General features: G+C 41.3%; 16 protein-coding genes, 3 tRNA genes, 1 rRNA gene, 1 other RNA gene and 1 other annotated feature. Of the genes, 16 read left to right on the forward strand and 5 right to left on the reverse strand.

Annotation, left to right across the window (positions count from 1 at the left end; translation table 11 throughout):
• Nucleotides 1-57: 57 nt before the first annotated feature.
• The gene (locus MHH31_RS00075) at nt 58-1383 is read left to right on the forward strand and encodes a D-alanyl-D-alanine carboxypeptidase family protein (RefSeq protein WP_008342036.1); all 1326 of its coding nucleotides are present in this window, start codon (nt 58-60) and stop codon (nt 1381-1383) included.
• A 42-nt stretch (nt 1384-1425) separates the two neighbouring features.
• Here MHH31_RS00075 and MHH31_RS00080 read toward each other — a convergent pair whose 3' ends face one another.
• Nucleotides 1426-2904 (reverse strand): PLP-dependent aminotransferase family protein, encoded by a 1479-nt coding sequence (locus MHH31_RS00080; protein ID WP_277687468.1) that lies wholly within the window; start codon nt 2902-2904, stop codon nt 1426-1428.
• 246 nt (nt 2905-3150) lie between these two features.
• On the opposite strand from MHH31_RS00080, the gene pdxS reads away from it, so the two are divergent.
• From pdxS to MHH31_RS00105, 5 genes are all read left to right on the forward strand, one after another.
• Nucleotides 3151-4035, forward strand: coding sequence for a pyridoxal 5'-phosphate synthase lyase subunit PdxS (pdxS, locus tag MHH31_RS00085; RefSeq protein WP_008342033.1), 885 nt, complete (start codon nt 3151-3153; stop codon nt 4033-4035).
• A 20-nt stretch (nt 4036-4055) separates the two neighbouring features.
• Nucleotides 4056-4646 carry a pyridoxal 5'-phosphate synthase glutaminase subunit PdxT gene (gene pdxT, locus MHH31_RS00090; protein ID WP_008342030.1) on the forward strand — a complete coding sequence of 197 codons (591 nt, stop codon included), beginning with the start codon at nt 4056-4058 and terminating at the stop codon, nt 4644-4646.
• 53 nt (nt 4647-4699) lie between these two features.
• Nucleotides 4700-4915: a binding site (T-box leader), on the forward strand.
• Nucleotides 4916-4963: 48 nt separating this feature from the next.
• A complete protein-coding gene (gene serS, locus MHH31_RS00095; RefSeq protein ID WP_096880875.1) occupies nt 4964-6238 on the forward strand; it encodes a serine--tRNA ligase in 1275 nt (424 codons plus the stop codon).
• A 101-nt stretch (nt 6239-6339) separates the two neighbouring features.
• Nucleotides 6340-7167: a methyl-accepting chemotaxis protein gene (locus MHH31_RS00100; RefSeq protein ID WP_008342025.1), complete on the forward strand. Its 828-nt coding sequence runs from the start codon at nt 6340-6342 to the stop codon at nt 7165-7167.
• Between the two features lie 132 nt (nt 7168-7299).
• Nucleotides 7300-7392, forward strand: a tRNA-Ser gene (locus tag MHH31_RS00105).
• An 84-nt stretch (nt 7393-7476) separates the two neighbouring features.
• Here the strand turns inward: MHH31_RS00105 and MHH31_RS00110 are convergent.
• From MHH31_RS00110 to MHH31_RS00125, 4 genes are all read right to left on the reverse strand, one after another.
• Nucleotides 7477-8136: a deoxynucleoside kinase gene (locus MHH31_RS00110; protein ID WP_024719578.1), complete on the reverse strand. Its 660-nt coding sequence runs from the start codon at nt 8134-8136 to the stop codon at nt 7477-7479.
• Nucleotides 8133-8756 carry a deoxynucleoside kinase gene (locus MHH31_RS00115; protein WP_342495137.1) on the reverse strand — a complete coding sequence of 208 codons (624 nt, stop codon included), beginning with the start codon at nt 8754-8756 and terminating at the stop codon, nt 8133-8135. The genes MHH31_RS00110 and MHH31_RS00115 overlap by 4 nt, the downstream gene beginning before the upstream one ends.
• A 79-nt stretch (nt 8757-8835) precedes the next feature.
• Nucleotides 8836-10137 (reverse strand): glycoside hydrolase family 18 protein, encoded by a 1302-nt coding sequence (locus MHH31_RS00120; protein WP_342462161.1) that lies wholly within the window; start codon nt 10135-10137, stop codon nt 8836-8838.
• Nucleotides 10138-10182: 45 nt separating this feature from the next.
• A complete protein-coding gene (locus MHH31_RS00125) occupies nt 10183-10737 on the reverse strand; it encodes an isochorismatase family cysteine hydrolase (protein WP_342495138.1) in 555 nt (184 codons plus the stop codon).
• A 79-nt stretch (nt 10738-10816) separates the two neighbouring features.
• Here MHH31_RS00125 and tadA point away from each other — a divergent pair, with 79 nt between their 5' ends.
• The 10 genes from tadA to MHH31_RS00175 all read left to right on the forward strand — a co-directional run bounded on the left by tadA (nt 10817) and on the right by MHH31_RS00175 (nt 17297).
• Nucleotides 10817-11293: a tRNA adenosine(34) deaminase TadA gene (tadA, locus tag MHH31_RS00130; RefSeq protein ID WP_008342015.1), complete on the forward strand. Its 477-nt coding sequence runs from the start codon at nt 10817-10819 to the stop codon at nt 11291-11293.
• Nucleotides 11294-11369: 76 nt separating this feature from the next.
• An RNA gene (gene ffs, locus MHH31_RS00135) (signal recognition particle sRNA large type) lies at nt 11370-11634 on the forward strand.
• A gap of 330 nt (nt 11635-11964) precedes the next feature.
• The gene (dnaX, locus tag MHH31_RS00140) at nt 11965-13677 is read left to right on the forward strand and encodes a DNA polymerase III subunit gamma/tau (RefSeq protein ID WP_342495139.1); all 1713 of its coding nucleotides are present in this window, start codon (nt 11965-11967) and stop codon (nt 13675-13677) included.
• A gap of 25 nt (nt 13678-13702) precedes the next feature.
• Entirely contained in the window at nt 13703-14026 is a 324-nt protein-coding gene (locus MHH31_RS00145; RefSeq protein ID WP_008342011.1) for a YbaB/EbfC family nucleoid-associated protein, read from the forward strand.
• Nucleotides 14027-14041: 15 nt separating this feature from the next.
• Nucleotides 14042-14638, forward strand: coding sequence for a recombination protein RecR (recR, locus tag MHH31_RS00150; RefSeq protein ID WP_003218094.1), 597 nt, complete (start codon nt 14042-14044; stop codon nt 14636-14638).
• An 18-nt stretch (nt 14639-14656) separates the two neighbouring features.
• A complete protein-coding gene (locus tag MHH31_RS00155) occupies nt 14657-14881 on the forward strand; it encodes a YaaL family protein (RefSeq protein ID WP_008342008.1) in 225 nt (74 codons plus the stop codon).
• Nucleotides 14882-14947: 66 nt separating this feature from the next.
• On the forward strand, nt 14948-15211 hold the full coding sequence (locus tag MHH31_RS00160) for a pro-sigmaK processing inhibitor BofA family protein (protein WP_012009068.1): 264 nt from the start codon (nt 14948-14950) through the stop codon (nt 15209-15211).
• A gap of 274 nt (nt 15212-15485) precedes the next feature.
• Nucleotides 15486-17034 (forward strand): 16S ribosomal RNA (locus MHH31_RS00165).
• Between the two features lie 96 nt (nt 17035-17130).
• Nucleotides 17131-17207, forward strand: a tRNA-Ile gene (locus MHH31_RS00170).
• Nucleotides 17208-17221: 14 nt separating this feature from the next.
• Nucleotides 17222-17297, forward strand: a tRNA-Ala gene (locus MHH31_RS00175).
• The last annotated feature ends 62 nt before the right edge of the window (nt 17298-17359 follow it).

A 17359-nucleotide genomic window follows, 5' to 3' on the forward strand; every position in this document is an offset into this window, starting at 1 on the left:
TGTGGATTAAATATATATGAAAAACGTCGAAAAAAGATGAATACGGAGGTATGACGATTGAACAGCAAGATGTTGAAACAGCTTATGGTCTCTATCCTTGCATTGGCATTGATTGTTACTGCATTTACCCCAATGTCCAAAGCAAAAGCGGCTGAAGATCCATTCAATGTGAATGCGAAAGCAGCCATCCTTATTGAAGCTTCTACAGGTAAAATTCTTTATAGTAAAAACGCAGAACAAAGACTGCCTATTGCAAGTATGGCAAAGATGATGACAGAGTATCTATTACTAGAGGCAATTGCTGAAGGCAAAGTGAAATGGGATCAAACATATACGCCAGATGATTACGTGTACGAAATTTCTCAGGACCGCAGTTTATCCAATGTTCCATTGAGAAAAGATGGTTCGTATACTGTCAAAGAACTTTATCAAGCAACGGCTATTTATTCAGCAAATGCAGCAGCAATTGGTCTAGCAGAGGTAATCGCTGGATCAGAATCAAAGTTTGTTGAAAAAATGAATGCAAAAGCAAAAGAACTTGGCTTAACCAATTACAAATTCGTGAATGCAACTGGATTAGAAAATAAAGACTTACATGGCAAACAGCCTAAAGGTACGGGACCTGATGAAGAAAGCGAAGTTTCCGCAAAGGATATGGCTTTGCTTGCACAGCATCTCATCAAAGATCATCCAGAAATTCTTGAAACAGCAAGCATCGCGAAAACAAAGTTCAGAGAAGGCACAGATGACGAAATGGACATGCCAAACTGGAACTTTATGCTTAAAGGACTTGTGAAAGAATATGAAGGCGTAGACGGTCTGAAAACGGGATCTACTGATTCAGCTGGTTCTAGCTTCACAGGTACAGCAAAACGTGGTGACATGCGTGTGATCGCAGTTGTCCTGAATGCTAAAGGAAATCTTCATACAGCTCGTTTTGATGTGGCGAAAAAATTGTTCGATTATGCCTTTAAAAACTTCACGATGAAAGAAATGTACAAAAAAGGCCAACAAATCAAGGGACATGAAAACATCGAAGTCGATAAAGGGAAAGATAAAGAAGTACCCGTCGTGACGAAAGAAGCTTTCTCTGTACCGGTTAAAAATGGTGACGAGAAGAGCTATAAAGCGAAAGTAAATATTGATAAAAAGAACCTAGAAGCTCCTATTAAAAAAGGAACAAAGGTTGGCATGCTGACGACTTCTTATTCTGGTGATGAGAAGGACTACGGCTATTTGAGTAAAGACCAATCAGGTGTTGAGCTTGTGACGAAAACAGGTGATGAAAAAGCAAACTGGTTCATCCTTGCAATGCGTGGTGTAGGTGGATTCTTCGCTGGCATTTGGGGCGGAATCGTCGACACAGTAAAAGGTTGGTTCTAATAAAAAAACTGCTCTCTATATATGAGAGCAGTTTTTTTATCGTTAAAAGAAAAGAGATTGTTTGTGGTTTTGAGGTGAAGACAATGCCTGCTGAAAAATACCACATAACTTTTCCATACCTTCCGTCAGTGCCTTTTCATTCACATAAGAAAAACTGAGACGTATATAATTCTGCTTCGGCTCCCCAGGATAGCAGACAGAGCCAGGCAGGAAGGTGATTTGTTGCTTCCGTGCCTCATGTAATAGGGCACGTGTATCGACCCAGGAAGGAAAGCTAAGCCACAAATTGAGCCCGCCCTGTGGGATTTGCCACGTGACGTCCTTTGGCGCATGCTTTGTCAACACATCCATCATCAAATCGCGTCTCACCTTCAAGGCAGTTCTTAATTTTTTCGTATGATCGATCATTTTCTTGGAAGTGAGAAACGGTAAGATCGCTTTTTGAGTGAGAAGTGGGCTCCCTAAATCATTATTGGCTTTTGCAGCTAATAAACGGTTAAATATAGAGCCTGACGCTGTAATAATTCCAATTCTGCATCCTGGAGCCAGTGTCTTGCTTAATCCTCGTAAATAAATGACGTGTCCATCGTGATCTAGGCTTTTAATGGGTGCCGGCGGTTTCTTTTCAAAATAAAGCTCACGATAAGGATCATCTTCTACAATGAGACAATCAATGCTTTGTGCCAGTAAAAGCAGCTGTTTTCTTCGTTTCATCGACATACTAGCACCTGTAGGACTGTGAAAAGTAGGAATGGTATAGATGAGCTTTGGTTTATATTTATCACAAATGCTTTGAAGCTGTTTCATGTTCATTCCTTCATGATCGACAGGAACCGTAATAATTCGTGCCCCCCTCCCCATAAAGACATCAATTGCGCCTGGATAAGTGGGCGCCTCCATGACAACTACATCATCCGGCCCGATAAATGTACGTGCCACTAAATCAAGTCCTTGCTGAGAACCGCTAGTGACAAGGATATTTTCAGGAGTAGAAGGAACATCTAATTTTTCTAGAAATGATTGAATGACCTGACGAAGCTGAAGGTCACCTTGGATTTCACCGTATTTTGACATGATTTGAGGATGCCGGGCTAGGACATGCTGCATTTCTTTTTCTAAATACCGGTTAGGTAAAAGACCAGGATCAATCATAGAGGAAGAAAGATTAATGGCTTCTTCGACATAGTGATACTGAGCGAATTGAGACCTCGGTAAATAATCTGGGATCGATAACTGCCAATCGTAAGAAGTAGATGATTGAACCGGGATGTCGGTTTGCTCATGCTGCTTATTCACAAATGTACCTTTCCCTTGTACAGTCGTTAAAAATCCGTCGTCCTTAAGCCGTGTATATGCTTTTGCTGCTGTGACAAGACTTACATTCAGCTGTTTCGCTAGATCACGTACAGTCGGCAGCTTATCGCCTTGCTGAAGCAGACCTGATTGAATGTGATCAACGATGGAAAAGTAAATCTGATTCGAAAGAGATGTATCTGAATGTCGATGGATATCAATATGCATGAAAATCCTCCAATGGGTGTGGAATTGTTATAGATGGTTTCAGATTGTTATAGATGTATTATAACATGTTAATAACACTTAAAAGAGGGAGTGATGCTTTTTTAACTATGAAACCTTGATATATAAGGGTTTCTTCTTTTTTATGAGCTAATTGAATTGTTATACTATTCTCTTTATTGTTATACTCTATCGCTTGTATGATAAAGGTGTTGAATCAATCGAATAGACAAATGGGAGGAAACAATTGTGAGCAATAAGGGAACTGAACGAGTAAAACGTGGAATGGCAGAAATGCAAAAAGGTGGCGTCATTATGGATGTCGTCAATGCTGAGCAGGCAAAAATCGCAGAAGAAGCAGGCGCAGTGGCAGTAATGGCACTAGAACGGGTACCAGCTGATATCCGTGCAGCAGGCGGTGTTGCCCGTATGGCAGATCCAAGAATCGTAGAAGAAGTACAAAATGCAGTAACGATTCCAGTCATGGCAAAAGCACGTATCGGCCACATCGTGGAAGCTCGTGTTCTTGAAGCACTTGGTGTTGATTATATTGATGAGAGTGAAGTGCTGACGCCCGCAGATGAGGAATTCCATTTAAATAAAAATGAATACACGGTTCCTTTCGTATGTGGCTGCCGTGATCTAGGTGAAGCGACTCGTCGTATTGCAGAAGGTGCATCTATGTTGCGTACAAAAGGTGAGCCTGGTACAGGAAATATTGTAGAAGCTGTTCGTCATATGAGAAAGGTCAATGCTCAAATTCGTAAAGTGGCGGCAATGAGTGAAGATGAATTGATGACAGAAGCCAAAAATTTAGGCGCACCTTATGAATTATTGCTTCAAATTAAAAAAGAAGGCAAATTGCCAGTTGTAAACTTTGCTGCTGGAGGTGTTGCGACACCAGCAGATGCAGCATTAATGATGCAGCTTGGAGCAGATGGTGTATTTGTCGGCTCTGGTATCTTCAAATCAGACAATCCAGCTAAATTTGCAAAAGCGATTGTAGAAGCAACGACTCATTTCACAGATTACCGTCTAATTGCAGAGCTTTCTAAAGAGCTTGGAACAGCGATGAAAGGAATTGAAATTTCAAATCTATTGCCAGAAGAGCGTATGCAAGAGCGTGGCTGGTAATTAAGGGAGCGCAAACGAACATGCTAACAATTGGTGTACTAGGGCTTCAAGGAGCGGTGAGAGAGCATATTCAATCGATTGAAGCTTGTGGCGCAGCGGGAAAGATCATCAAGCGGGTAGAGGAGTTAGAAATTGTTGACGGTCTCATTATCCCTGGTGGTGAAAGTACGACGATGAGAAGACTCATGGATACGTACCAATTCATTGAACCGATTAAAGCGTTCGCTGCTCAAGGTAAACCGATATTTGGGACTTGTGCCGGTTTGATTATGCTGGCAAAGCATATAGAAGATCGAGAAGATGCTCATCTTGGACTGTTAAATGTATCTGTTGCACGTAATTCGTTTGGCAGACAGGTAGACAGCTTTGAAGCAGATGTAGAAGTGAAAGGACTGGATGCGCCGTTTACAGGAGTGTTCATCCGTGCGCCTCATATCATCAGCGCAGATGAGAGCGTAGAGGTCATGGCTGAGTATGACGGCAGGATTGTGATGGCGAAAGAAAACAATATCTTAGGTTGTTCTTTTCATCCAGAGCTGACAGACGACCATCGGTTAACACAGCTGTTTGTTGAGATGGTGGAGTCCTATAAAACGAAGCTTGCTGTATAAAACGGTTGAAAAGAGATAAAACTTATAGTACATTAAAATCACAATCAAAGATCGAAAAAGCGTTGACGGGAAATAGTAAGAAGCCCCTCTTTCTCAGAGAGCCGATGGTTGGTGAGAATCGGTGAAAGATGCATTCTGAATCCATCCTTGAGCGAAATGCTGAAACACGAAGTAAGCATTTACGGTGATGCCGTTACAGAGGAAAGAGGAAAGCATGCTTTTGGCGTGTTTTCAATCAGGGTGGCAACGCGAGAGCTCTCGTCCCTTTCATGGGATGAGGGCTCTTTTTATTTTTCGATAAAAAAGGAGTGTTACACATGCTGGATATTAAACAACTGCGCACGGATTTTGATCAAATCAAAGAAAAATTAGCCCATCGAGGCGAAGATTTAGCGGATTTTGATAAGTTTGGTGAACTGGATCAAAAAAGAAGAGAATTAATCGGCAAAACAGAAGTATTAAAGAGCCGAAGAAATGAAGTATCACAGCAAGTGGCTGTTCTAAAAAGAGAAAAGAAAGAAGCCGATCACATTATTCAAGAAATGCGTGAGGTAGGCGATGAGATTAAGAAGTTAGATGATGAATTAAGAACAGTAGAGGAAAGCCTGCAAACCATCCTATTCTCAATTCCAAACATCCCTCATGACTCTGTACCAGTCGGTGAAACAGAAGATGACAACATTGAAGTGAGAAAATGGGGCGAACAGCCAGCCTTCTCATTTGAACCAAAGCCGCATTGGGATGTAGCGGATGAACTGAAAATTTTGGATTTTGAACGTGCAGGAAAAGTGACAGGAAGCCGTTTCGTTTTTTATAAAGGGCTAGGAGCACGGCTAGAGCGTGCACTTTATAACTTTATGCTGGATTTACACGTAGATGAATTTGGTTTTACTGAAGTACTACCACCTTATATGGTCAACAGAGCAAGCATGACAGGAACTGGACAGCTTCCAAAGTTTGAAGAGGATGCTTTTAAAATTCGAGAAGAAGATTATTTCCTCATTCCAACGGCTGAAGTGCCAATTACGAATATGCACCGTGACGAAATTCTTGAAGGAGAGCAGCTGCCAATCAATTATGCAGCGTTTAGTGCTTGCTTTAGATCAGAAGCTGGTTCTGCTGGCAGAGATACGCGCGGACTCATCCGTCAGCACCAATTTAACAAAGTAGAGCTTGTGAAATTTGTCAGACCAGAAGATTCTTATGAAGAATTAGAAAAACTAACAAACCAAGCAGAAAAAGTTCTTCAATTATTGAACCTGCCATACCGTGTCATGAGCATGTGTACAGGAGATTTAGGCTTTACGGCTGCGAAGAAATACGATATCGAAGTATGGATTCCAAGCCAAAATACGTATCGTGAAATTTCTTCTTGCAGTAACTTTGAAGCGTTCCAAGCGAGACGAGCAAACATTCGTTTCCGCCCTGAGCCTAAAGCCAAGCCAGAACATGTGCACACATTAAATGGATCTGGTTTAGCAGTAGGAAGAACTGTTGCAGCCATTTTAGAAAACTATCAACAAGAGGATGGAACAGTGATCATTCCTGAGGTGTTACGTCCTTATATGGGAAATAAAGAAGTGATAAAATAAGATGCCGTCATGGCATCTTATTCTTTTTACCTAAACTTCTACAGCTTTTCTAAAATAAGCCGATAAAAGAACTAAAAGCATCTAGGAAAGAAGGAATAACCTTGAATAGGCTTGACTATTATGTTGAAATGGCTCAATTACTCAGAAAAGTTCTAGATGAAAGTGTTCTTTTCGGCATCACTGATACAGAAAAGGTACTTTGCTATTATCCATCGACCACAGTAGATTTTGGCATTAAAGTAGGGGACGCTTTAAACCCAGAGGACCAAAACGTGGCGACGACATTAAGAGGACAAGAATATGATGGGCATTTGCCAGAGTCTTTATATGGTTATGAAATTGCTGTAAAAGGTTATCCGATTTTTGATGAAGATAGAAAAGTGATTGGCTCTTTTTTAGTGGCTTTTTCACATCATCGTGAGAAGAAATTAAGCGGCTATATGGAACATATCAATAAAGTAGCGAAAGAATTACAAGGTGGAATCGAGCAAATTGCTGCTCATTCTCAAGAACTGGCTGCGACAAGCTTAGAAATTAGTGAGCAGGCCGGAAGAGCAGAAGAGAAATCCGCAAACATTGAAGAAGTCGTCAAAACCATTGGCGGTATTGCGAGACAAACAAACCTGTTAGGACTCAATGCTGCAATTGAAGCGGCAAGAGCAGGTGAAAATGGAAAAGGCTTTGCTGTTGTTGCAGACGAGGTACGTAAGTTATCAGATGGATCAAAGGAAGCAGCTGAAACCATTAATGCATTTTTAAAAGAAATCCAAGACAGCATTGGCACTTTATCTGAAAATATCTCACAAATCAGCAGTTCAACAAACGAACAAGCTAAACAAGTGACAGACTTTACAAAGATTATTGAGTCATTAAATGATTTTAAAGAAGAGATGAATCTTTTTATAGAAGAAATTAGACAGGATACGTAATAGATGAAGAGCAGCCGATAATCGGCTGCTTTTTATAGGCTAAACATCATACCAAAATCAAATGTTGAAAATTTTTTCGAAAAGATGTTGACTTAAAATAAGATGATATGATATATTAATTCTTGTCGATACGGAGGAATACCCAAGTCCGGCTGAAGGGATCGGTCTTGAAAACCGACAGGGGTGTCAAAGCCCGCGGGGGTTCGAATCCCTCTTCCTCCGCCATATTGATTTTACCTTAGTTGAATTGAAACGCATAAAAATTGGAAATTGTCAAACCGCTGCATTCGAGAAATGCAGCGGTTTTTTTTATTTTGTGTTAGAGCGATTTTTTTGAATAACAGAAGCAATTTCATGAAGAATTGGATCAAGTGAGCTTTCATCATGAAGTAAGTCATAATCTTCAATATTAATTTTAATCACAGGGCACAGATCAAATTGTTCAATCCATTCTGTATATCGAGTGTACATTTCTTCCCAATATGCTCGATCGGTTTGAGTTTCCATCTCTCTCCCGCGCTCTTCTATACGATGTAATATATGATCTAAATCCCCATGTAAGTAAATGAGGACATCTGGGTGAGGGAAGTAAGGTGTCATCACCATCGCCTCAAATAGACTCGTATACGTTTCATAGTCCACCTCTGACATGGTACCTTTGTCTGCGTGCATTTTAGCAAAAATACCAGTGTCCTCATAAATGGACCGATCTTGTACATAACCTCCACCAGACTCGAAGATTCGTTTCTGCTCCTTAAAACGTTCAGCTAGAAAATAGACCTGTAAATGAAAGCTCCATCTTTGGAAATCTGAATAAAAAGGCTCTAAGTATGGATTATCATCTACTTTTTCGAGAGAAGTTTGAAATCCTAGCTTGTCCGCTATTGTTTTCGTCATGGTCGATTTTCCGACACCAACTGTCCCTGCAATTGTAATGACAGCATCCTTTGGTATTTCAATATTTTTCATAGTACTTGCTCCTTTATGTTCTGTACAATTTGCTGGTAATCTTGCTGTGAGGAAACGAAGTCTGTATGATCGCCTTCAATTGTAATGATAGAAAGACCTGGGTCAGTTTGTTTTAAATGCTCGATGGCTAACTCATAATCTTCAATCAGGGTTTTTAAATATGCTGGATCAATGTCTTCTTCAAAAGATCGGCCTCTCATCTTTATTCTATCAAGTAAGGTGGGAAGGCTGGCTTTTATATAGATCATGGCATTTGGTTTAGGAAGATCATCTGTCAGCAAGTGATAGATCTTTCTGTATTTATCCATGTGCTTTTTAGATAAGGTTCTTTCTGCAAAGATCATATTTTTATAGACATGATAATCAGTGACAATCGGCTGCTGTTTTTTGACATAGTTCTCTTCAATAGATTCTAACTGTTTAAACCGATTGCATAGAAAGAACATCTCAAGCTGAAAGCTCCATTGTTCCATATCTTCATAAAATTTATCTAAGAATGGATTTTCTTCTACAATTTCTTTTACTAAAGGAAATTGAAATTCCTTTGAAAGCATTGTAGCCAAGGTTGTTTTTCCGGCTCCAATTGGGCCTTCCACTGCAATAAAAGGGGCAGGATACATAGGCGTTCTCCTCTATCTATAAAGTTGTCAAACCAATGTATATTGTACCATACCCCTTCTGAGAGATAGAGCGTATGAATTACGATGTCGTTCTTTTTTCAATATTAAATTGATCTGATAACAACAACCAGTTTTGTGGGAAGGATAGACCTAATTTCCAGTAAGCAATTCCATTTAGGTTTAACTCTTTAATGAGATTAAATTTGGCTTGAATGGATCTTGCATCTTCAAACCAAACCTCGTGTTCTTTGTTGTTAGCATCTGTATAACGGAAATAAGGTGCTTGTGCTGTTTCGTCATATAAAATGGATACATTATTCTCTCTAGCAATGGCGATCGCTTGTTGAGGGCTGACGGCTTTGGCGATAGGGCCTCCTTGAACATAAGGGAGTGTCCAATCATATCCATATAAATTCTGCCCCATCACAATTTTATTGGCAGGTATGACAGTCAGTGCATATTCAATGACTTGGCGGACAGGGCCGATCGGAGAGACGGCTTGTGCAGGCCCGCCGCTGTAGCCCCACTCATAAGTCATTAGCACAACATGATCAACAATCTTTCCAATTGCTTCATAGTCATGCGCCTCATACCATTTTCCTTTCTGTTCACTGCTTGTTTTAGGAGCGAGTGCCACAGAAATAGTCCAACCCTGTTGATGAAAACGAGTTGTTGCTTCTCTTAAAAATTGAAGGTAGGCTTCTTTATCAACTGGGCGTAAATATTCAAAGTCAAAATGGATTTCTTTTAATTGATACTTTTGAGCAACGCGGACGATTTCATTTAATAATGTCGTTTTGACAGATTGATTTGTTAAAAGGATTCGCCCGAGTTCATCACTAAATTTATCATTCTCTAGATTTGTGACTACCATGGATAAAACCGTTCTGCTTTGAGCGGCAATCTGAGGCAATTGATCTAATGGTGGCTCGCGAAGTGTTCCGTCTCTTTGCGCTTGAAAACTAAAAGCGCCGAGATGTGTTAAGTATGGAGATGCCTCTCTGGCTGCTTGCTTTAAATTTTCGCTGACTTGGTTTCCGCGTGGTTCTATATAAGCATTAGAATTAATATTTCTTTTCGGTCTTTGTGGAATATAAAGCAAGAAGCGAATAGGCAATATAGCTTCAGGTCGAATCCGATTCACACGTGCCAATTCTTCTACCGAAATTTGAAATTTTCTTCCAATTTGATAAAGTGTATCATTTTGTTTGACCTCATAAAATTGACCTCTAATAGGGATGACAATTGTTTGTCCAACGACTAGTTGATTTGGTGTTTCGATGTCGTTGGTCCGAATGATTTCATTTACCGTTGTTTTAAAACGCATGGCAATCTCATTTAACGTATCTCCTCTTTTGACAACATAAATTTGAATGGTCAACGCCCCCTTTGTTATTGCTAACAATTTATGAGGGTGTTGGATAAATCATGTTTGATTTTCATCCGTGATCTCTTTAGTGATTGTGATTTTGGCGAGAAGAACGTTCTCCATCATCGTTAAAGCGTACTCGTTGTCCCTATCATCATTTGAAGCAATACAATCTTTAGGTACAGTGAGGTTGTACTCTCGCATGTAAGCGTCATTTGCAGTGAACAGGACACAGATGTTTCCGGCAATTCCAGTTAAAATAAGTTCTTGCACACCTAATTCATTTAGGAGTGTCTCTAGTGCTGTTCCGTAAAAAGCAGAGTGCTTAGGTTTAATTAAGAAGTAATCATCTTTAGATGGTGCCATTTGCTCTAAAATAGGGGCACTTCTTTCGTTTTTACATGTTTCCATAACAGCTTTGATATCAGCCTTCCAGAGTCCATAGTGGTCGTTGATATAGATAATTGGCCAATTTTTCTTGAAAGCGTGTTGTTTAAGGGCTAAAATTTTATTGGTCATTTGCTCTGTTTTTTCAGCGAGCACATGTCCCATTTCGAAATCAAAATTATTGATCATGTCAATAATAAGCAGTGCCTTTGGTTGTTTTGGCAAATCAAGACCCCCTTTAAAAGATTGTGATAATATGTTAACCTCAATATCCTTTAAAAAAACATGAAAAGAGAGCCGTGCTATGACGAAAGATGAACAGTTTATGCAAGAAGCTATTTCTGAAGCTTTGAAAGCAAAACAAATAGGAGAAGTTCCAATCGGTGCCGTCATCGTTGTTGATGATCAAATTGTAAGCCGTGCTCACAATTTAAGGGAAAGTGAACAGCGATCAATTGCTCATGCGGAATTACTTGCTATTGATGAAGCGTGTAAAATGACTGGTAGCTGGCGTTTAGAAGATGCTGTACTTTATGTTACACTCGAACCGTGCCCAATGTGTGCAGGCGCTATTGTACTTTCAAGAGTGAAAAAGGTCGTTTTTGGTGCCTATGATCCTAAAGGTGGATGTGCTGGTACTTTAATGAATTTATTGGACGATGAGCGGTTCAATCATCAGTCTGAAGTCATTGGCGGTGTGCTTGAAAATGAGTGTGGTGAGCTGTTAAGTCAGTTCTTTCGAGACCTCCGTCAGCGGAAGAAGCAAGCGAAAAGTAAATGAATGGATGTCGTTTGCAATTTTATCACTTAGAAGGTATACTTATGTCTGCGTCACCAACAATTTAATATTCATTTTGCCGTGCTAAGCGGGGAGGTAGCGGTGCCCTGTACTCGCAATCCGCTCTAGCGAGGCCGAATCCCTTCTCAAGGTTCGTTTACTTCAAGGTCTGCCTTAAATAAGTGGTGTTGACGTCTGGGTCCTGCGCAATGGGAATTCATGAACCATGTCAGGTCCGGAAGGAAGCAGCATTAAGTGAAACCTCTCATGTGCCGCAGGGTTGCCTGGGCCGAGCTAACTGTTTAAGTAACGCTTGGGGTAGCGAATCGACAGAAGGTGCACGGTAAATCAATATTAAATGTAACTCATCTAGTTTATCTAGGTGAGTTTTTTGTTGCTATTGAAAGAATATATCAGTTGTTTTGTTTATACAAATAGCAAAAAAGCCATTTTCAGGGTGAGTTTTTTTGAATTAATTCATAGAGGGAATGAATGTTCTTGTTGATCTGACAGACATTTTCAGAAAGCAGGAAAACACGTTTTTTAATCAAGAAAAGTAAAAAGTTTTTAAAGGAAATGCCCTTTTTCGTTTATTAGAAAATAAAGGTGTACTTTTGAATTGATCGTTGCATCATGTATAATGAACATGATGATAAATGGAGGAGGGCGTATTTGTGAGTTATCAAGCTTTATACCGAGTGTTCAGACCTCAAGTTTTTGAGGATGTTGTTGGACAAGAACACATCACAAAAACGTTGCAAAATGCCCTTTTGCAGAAAAAGTTTTCTCATGCTTACTTATTTTCAGGTCCTAGAGGAACAGGTAAAACAAGTGCTGCCAAGATTTTTGCGAAAGCAGTGAACTGTGAAAAGTCACCTGTTAGTGAGCCGTGTAATGAGTGTGATGCCTGTAGAGGGATTACGACCGGTTCGATTTCAGACGTGATTGAAATAGATGCTGCCTCAAATAACGGGGTAGATGAAATTCGGGATATACGTGATAAAGTGAAATTTGCTCCTTCAGCGGTTACATATAAGGTTTATATTATAGATGAGGTACATATGCTCTCTATCGGGGCATTTAATGCACTTCTTAAAACGCTAGAGGAACCACCTGCTCATTGTATCTTTATTTTGGCTACCACAGAGCCTCATAAGATTCCTCTTACCATCATATCAAGATGTCAGAGATTTGATTTTAAACGGATCACGACAAAAGATATTGTTGGACGAATGGAGAAAATTGTAGATGCAGAAAGCCTAAATATACAAGAGGGTTCACTCGAGATTATCGCTAGTGCGGCAGATGGAGGCATGCGTGACGCACTCAGTCTCCTTGACCAAGCGATCTCATTTAGTGGTGAACAGCTCACAATTGATGATGCACTGCTCATTACAGGTGCTGTATCTCAGCATTTCATTAGTCAGCTTGCTGAAGCCATTTTTGAGCAAAATATTGCGATAGCGCTGGATACGTTAAATGAATTGCTTCAACAGGGGAAAGATGCCGCAAAATTAATAGAGGATATGATCTTCTACTTTAGAGATATGCTTCTTTACAAAACAGCACCGGATCTTGAAGGTGTCCTTGAAAAAGTCAAAGTCGACGATAAGTTTGTGGCTCTTTCAGAACGTGTGGCACCTCAGTTTCTTTATGAAACGATTGAAGTGCTGAATAAAAGCCATCAGGAAATGAAATGGACAAACCATCCTAGAATTTTCTTTGAAGTAGCTGTGGTTAAGCTCTGTCAGTCAACGGCTGGTGCTGTATCATCTCCGGCTGATTCCGACCTAACAGCGTTAACGAATAAAATAGACAGGCTGGAACAGGAGCTATCTAGGCTAAAAGCTGAGGGTGTTCCAATGACTCAGTCTCAGAGTCCTCAAGCCAAAACGGAAGCACCTCGACCTCAAACGAGTAATAAAAATGGTTATCGTACACCTGTCGGTCGAATTCATGAGATTTTAAAAGAAGCGAAGCGACCGGAACTAGAAAAAATAAAAGGCAAATGGGGAGAGCTTCTTGCCCAATTAAAACAGCAAAATAAGGTATCTCACGCTGCGCTATTAACAGATAGTGAACCAGTTGCGGCGGCAACTCATGCCTTTGTTTTAAAATTCAAATTTGAAATACATTGTAAGATGGTGGCCGAAGATAAAAGTGGTGTTCGAACCAATCTTGAGCAACTGCTAGAATCTATGCTAGGAAAAAGAGTGGAATTAGTTGGCGTTCCTGACGCTCAATGGGGTAAAATAAGAGAAGAATTTTTAAGAGATCATCAGCCTGAAGAACAAGCAGATGGTCAGGCAGCTTCTGCTGAAGAAGATCCATTAATTGCAGAAGCAAAGAAGTTAGTAGGAACCGATTTAATTGAAATTAAAGATTAACAATTTGAAAGAGAGTGGTGTTCATATGCGCGGTGGAATGGGAAATATGCAAAAAATGATGAAACAAATGCAAAAAATGCAGAAGGATATGGCTAAGGCTCAAGAAGAGCTTGCAGAAAAAGTCCTTGAAGGTACGGCAGGTGGCGGCATGGTCACTGTAAAAGTAAATGGACAAAAAGAAGTCGTTGATGTGGCGATTAATGAAGAAGTTGTTGATCCTGAAGACATCGATATGCTTCAAGATCTTGTACTTGCAGCAACAAATGATGCATTGAAAAAAGTTGATGAACTAACAAATGAAACAATGGGTCAATTCACAAAAGGAATGAACATGCCAGGTTTATTCTAGGAGGAATAACTGAAGATGCAATATCCTGAACCAATATCAAAGCTGATTGATAGCTTTATGAAATTGCCAGGAATCGGACCTAAAACTGCGGTCCGTCTGGCTTTTTTTGTTCTTAGTATGCAAGAAGATGTCGTGCTGGATTTTGCGAAGGCACTTGTTAATGCAAAGCGTAATTTAACTTATTGTTCTGTTTGCGGACATATCACCGATCAGGATCCTTGTTATATTTGTGAAGATACAAGAAGAGATCAATCTGTGATCTGTGTGGTGCAGGATCCAAAAGATGTGATCGCAATGGAAAAAATGAAAGAATACAACGGCTTATATCATGTGCTTCATGGTGCTATTTCACCAATGGACGGAATTGGACCAGAGGATATTAAAATTCCTGACCTATTAAAAAGATTGCAAGACGATCAAGTCACAGAGGTCATTCTTGCAACCAACCCAAACATTGAGGGTGAAGCGACAGCTATGTATATCTCTAGATTGTTGAAACCATCAGGAATTAAACTCTCTCGCATTGCTCACGGACTCCCAGTAGGTGGAGACTTAGAGTATGCGGATGAAGTCACACTTTCTAAGGCTCTAGAAGGCAGACGTGAGATGTAGGAAGGAGAAGTACGGTACATGGGTTTTCTTCGCAGAAAATCAATTCGAAAAGAATTCGATGAGATATTAATTCAACAGCTTTTTAAGCAAAAGGAAGAATGGAACAGACAAAAAAAGCTTGTCGCAAATAGCGTTGAGCCTTCACCGGACATTCTATTCGAATTAAAGCTTGCTCAAGCGAAGTACTTTTTCTATCTGAGAGAAGCGAAAAAGAGAAATTTACGTTTAAACAACTGGAGATAGCAGGTCTATTTTCCATAATCCTCTCATATGCTTGTACTATTCATATGAAGAGGAGATGAGAGGATTATGGAACCTGTTATTGTGATTGGTTCAATTTTGTTAGCTGTTTTATTGTTGTTTATGTCGGGTGTTCAAGCGAATCCATTCAAATGGTTAGGGCTTATCGGAATAAAATTTGTCGCAGGTGCTCTTTTTTTATTTTGTCTCAATTTATTCGGCGAGAGTTTAGGGCTTCATGTTTCCATTAACCCTGTAACGAGCGGAATTAGTGGTTTGTTGGGCATTCCAGGTGTAGCAGCTTTAGTCGTAATTGAAAAGTTTATTATTTAATGCAAAATATTGTTGACTTTGATTATATATGGTGGTAAATTAATATACGTCGCTGATGACGAAGAAACGAAAAAACATAATAACAAAAAAGTTGTTGACACTAACAACTTGGATGTGATAAGATGTTCTAGTCGCTTCTGAAGCGGTAAACAAGTTCTTTGAAAACTAAACAAGACAAAACGTACCTGTTAATTCGAGTTTTTATAAAAAAATCCTATGATACATCATAGGTAGTCAGTCAAACTGGCGAAAAGCAAAACTTCGGTTTTGTACTTTTTCGGAGAGTTTGATCCTGGCTCAGGACGAACGCTGGCGGCGTGCCTAATACATGCAAGTCGAGCGGACAGAAGGGAGCTTGCTCCCGGATGTTAGCGGCGGACGGGTGAGTAACACGTGGGTAACCTGCCTGTAAGACTGGGATAACTCCGGGAAACCGGAGCTAATACCGGATAGTTCCTTGAACCGCATGGTTCAAGGATGAAAGACGGTTTCGGCTGTCACTTACAGATGGACCCGCGGCGCATTAGCTAGTTGGTGAGGTAACGGCTCACCAAGGCGACGATGCGTAGCCGACCTGAGAGGGTGATCGGCCACACTGGGACTGAGACACGGCCCAGACTCCTACGGGAGGCAGCAGTAGGGAATCTTCCGCAATGGACGAAAGTCTGACGGAGCAACGCCGCGTGAGTGATGAAGGTTTTCGGATCGTAAAGCTCTGTTGTTAGGGAAGAACAAGTGCAAGAGTAACTGCTTGCACCTTGACGGTACCTAACCAGAAAGCCACGGCTAACTACGTGCCAGCAGCCGCGGTAATACGTAGGTGGCAAGCGTTGTCCGGAATTATTGGGCGTAAAGGGCTCGCAGGCGGTTTCTTAAGTCTGATGTGAAAGCCCCCGGCTCAACCGGGGAGGGTCATTGGAAACTGGGAAACTTGAGTGCAGAAGAGGAGAGTGGAATTCCACGTGTAGCGGTGAAATGCGTAGAGATGTGGAGGAACACCAGTGGCGAAGGCGACTCTCTGGTCTGTAACTGACGCTGAGGAGCGAAAGCGTGGGGAGCGAACAGGATTAGATACCCTGGTAGTCCACGCCGTAAACGATGAGTGCTAAGTGTTAGGGGGTTTCCGCCCCTTAGTGCTGCAGCTAACGCATTAAGCACTCCGCCTGGGGAGTACGGTCGCAAGACTGAAACTCAAAGGAATTGACGGGGGCCCGCACAAGCGGTGGAGCATGTGGTTTAATTCGAAGCAACGCGAAGAACCTTACCAGGTCTTGACATCCTCTGACAACCCTAGAGATAGGGCTTTCCCTTCGGGGACAGAGTGACAGGTGGTGCATGGTTGTCGTCAGCTCGTGTCGTGAGATGTTGGGTTAAGTCCCGCAACGAGCGCAACCCTTGATCTTAGTTGCCAGCATTTAGTTGGGCACTCTAAGGTGACTGCCGGTGACAAACCGGAGGAAGGTGGGGATGACGTCAAATCATCATGCCCCTTATGACCTGGGCTACACACGTGCTACAATGGACAGAACAAAGGGCTGCGAGACCGCAAGGTTTAGCCAATCCCACAAATCTGTTCTCAGTTCGGATCGCAGTCTGCAACTCGACTGCGTGAAGCTGGAATCGCTAGTAATCGCGGATCAGCATGCCGCGGTGAATACGTTCCCGGGCCTTGTACACACCGCCCGTCACACCACGAGAGTTTGCAACACCCGAAGTCGGTGAGGTAACCTTTATGGAGCCAGCCGCCGAAGGTGGGGCAGATGATTGGGGTGAAGTCGTAACAAGGTAGCCGTATCGGAAGGTGCGGCTGGATCACCTCCTTTCTAAGGATATATGGAGCAGCGTACGTTTTTCGTCTTGTTTAGTTTTGAAGGAACTTGCAAAAGATCCTACAACATCATATCTTCGATATGAAAGATGGGCCTGTAGCTCAGCTGGTTAGAGCGCACGCCTGATAAGCGTGAGGTCGGTGGTTCGAGTCCACTCAGGCCCACCATCTTCTATTAAATCGGGGCCTTAGCTCAGCTGGGAGAGCGCCTGCCTTGCACGCAGGAGGTCAGCGGTTCGATCCCGCTAGGCTCCACCAACGTGTTCTTTGAAAACTAGATAACAATAAGTAATACATTCACATTGAATGCAATGCAAAGT

This window comes from Bacillus sp. FSL K6-1033, from assembly GCF_038630765.1.
GTDB lineage: Bacteria > Bacillota > Bacilli > Bacillales > Bacillaceae > Bacillus > Bacillus altitudinis.

Excerpts from the sequence above, each read along its gene's own strand:
- serS (WP_096880875.1), top strand. The coding sequence starts at position 4,964 with ATGCTGGATATTAAACAACTGCGCACGGATTTTGATCAAATCAAAGAA.
- pdxT (WP_008342030.1), top strand. The coding sequence starts at position 4,056 with ATGCTAACAATTGGTGTACTAGGGCTTCAAGGAGCGGTGAGAGAGCAT.
- MHH31_RS00145 (WP_008342011.1), top strand. The coding sequence starts at position 13,703 with ATGCGCGGTGGAATGGGAAATATGCAAAAAATGATGAAACAAATGCAA.
- MHH31_RS00160 (WP_012009068.1), top strand. The coding sequence starts at position 14,948 with ATGGAACCTGTTATTGTGATTGGTTCAATTTTGTTAGCTGTTTTATTG.
- MHH31_RS00155 (WP_008342008.1), top strand. The coding sequence starts at position 14,657 with ATGGGTTTTCTTCGCAGAAAATCAATTCGAAAAGAATTCGATGAGATA.
- MHH31_RS00115 (WP_342495137.1), bottom strand. The coding sequence starts at position 8,756 with ATGTATCCTGCCCCTTTTATTGCAGTGGAAGGCCCAATTGGAGCCGGA.
- tadA (WP_008342015.1), top strand. The coding sequence starts at position 10,817 with ATGACGAAAGATGAACAGTTTATGCAAGAAGCTATTTCTGAAGCTTTG.
- MHH31_RS00110 (WP_024719578.1), bottom strand. The coding sequence starts at position 8,136 with ATGAAAAATATTGAAATACCAAAGGATGCTGTCATTACAATTGCAGGG.
- MHH31_RS00080 (WP_277687468.1), bottom strand. The coding sequence starts at position 2,904 with ATGCATATTGATATCCATCGACATTCAGATACATCTCTTTCGAATCAG.
- recR (WP_003218094.1), top strand. The coding sequence starts at position 14,042 with ATGCAATATCCTGAACCAATATCAAAGCTGATTGATAGCTTTATGAAA.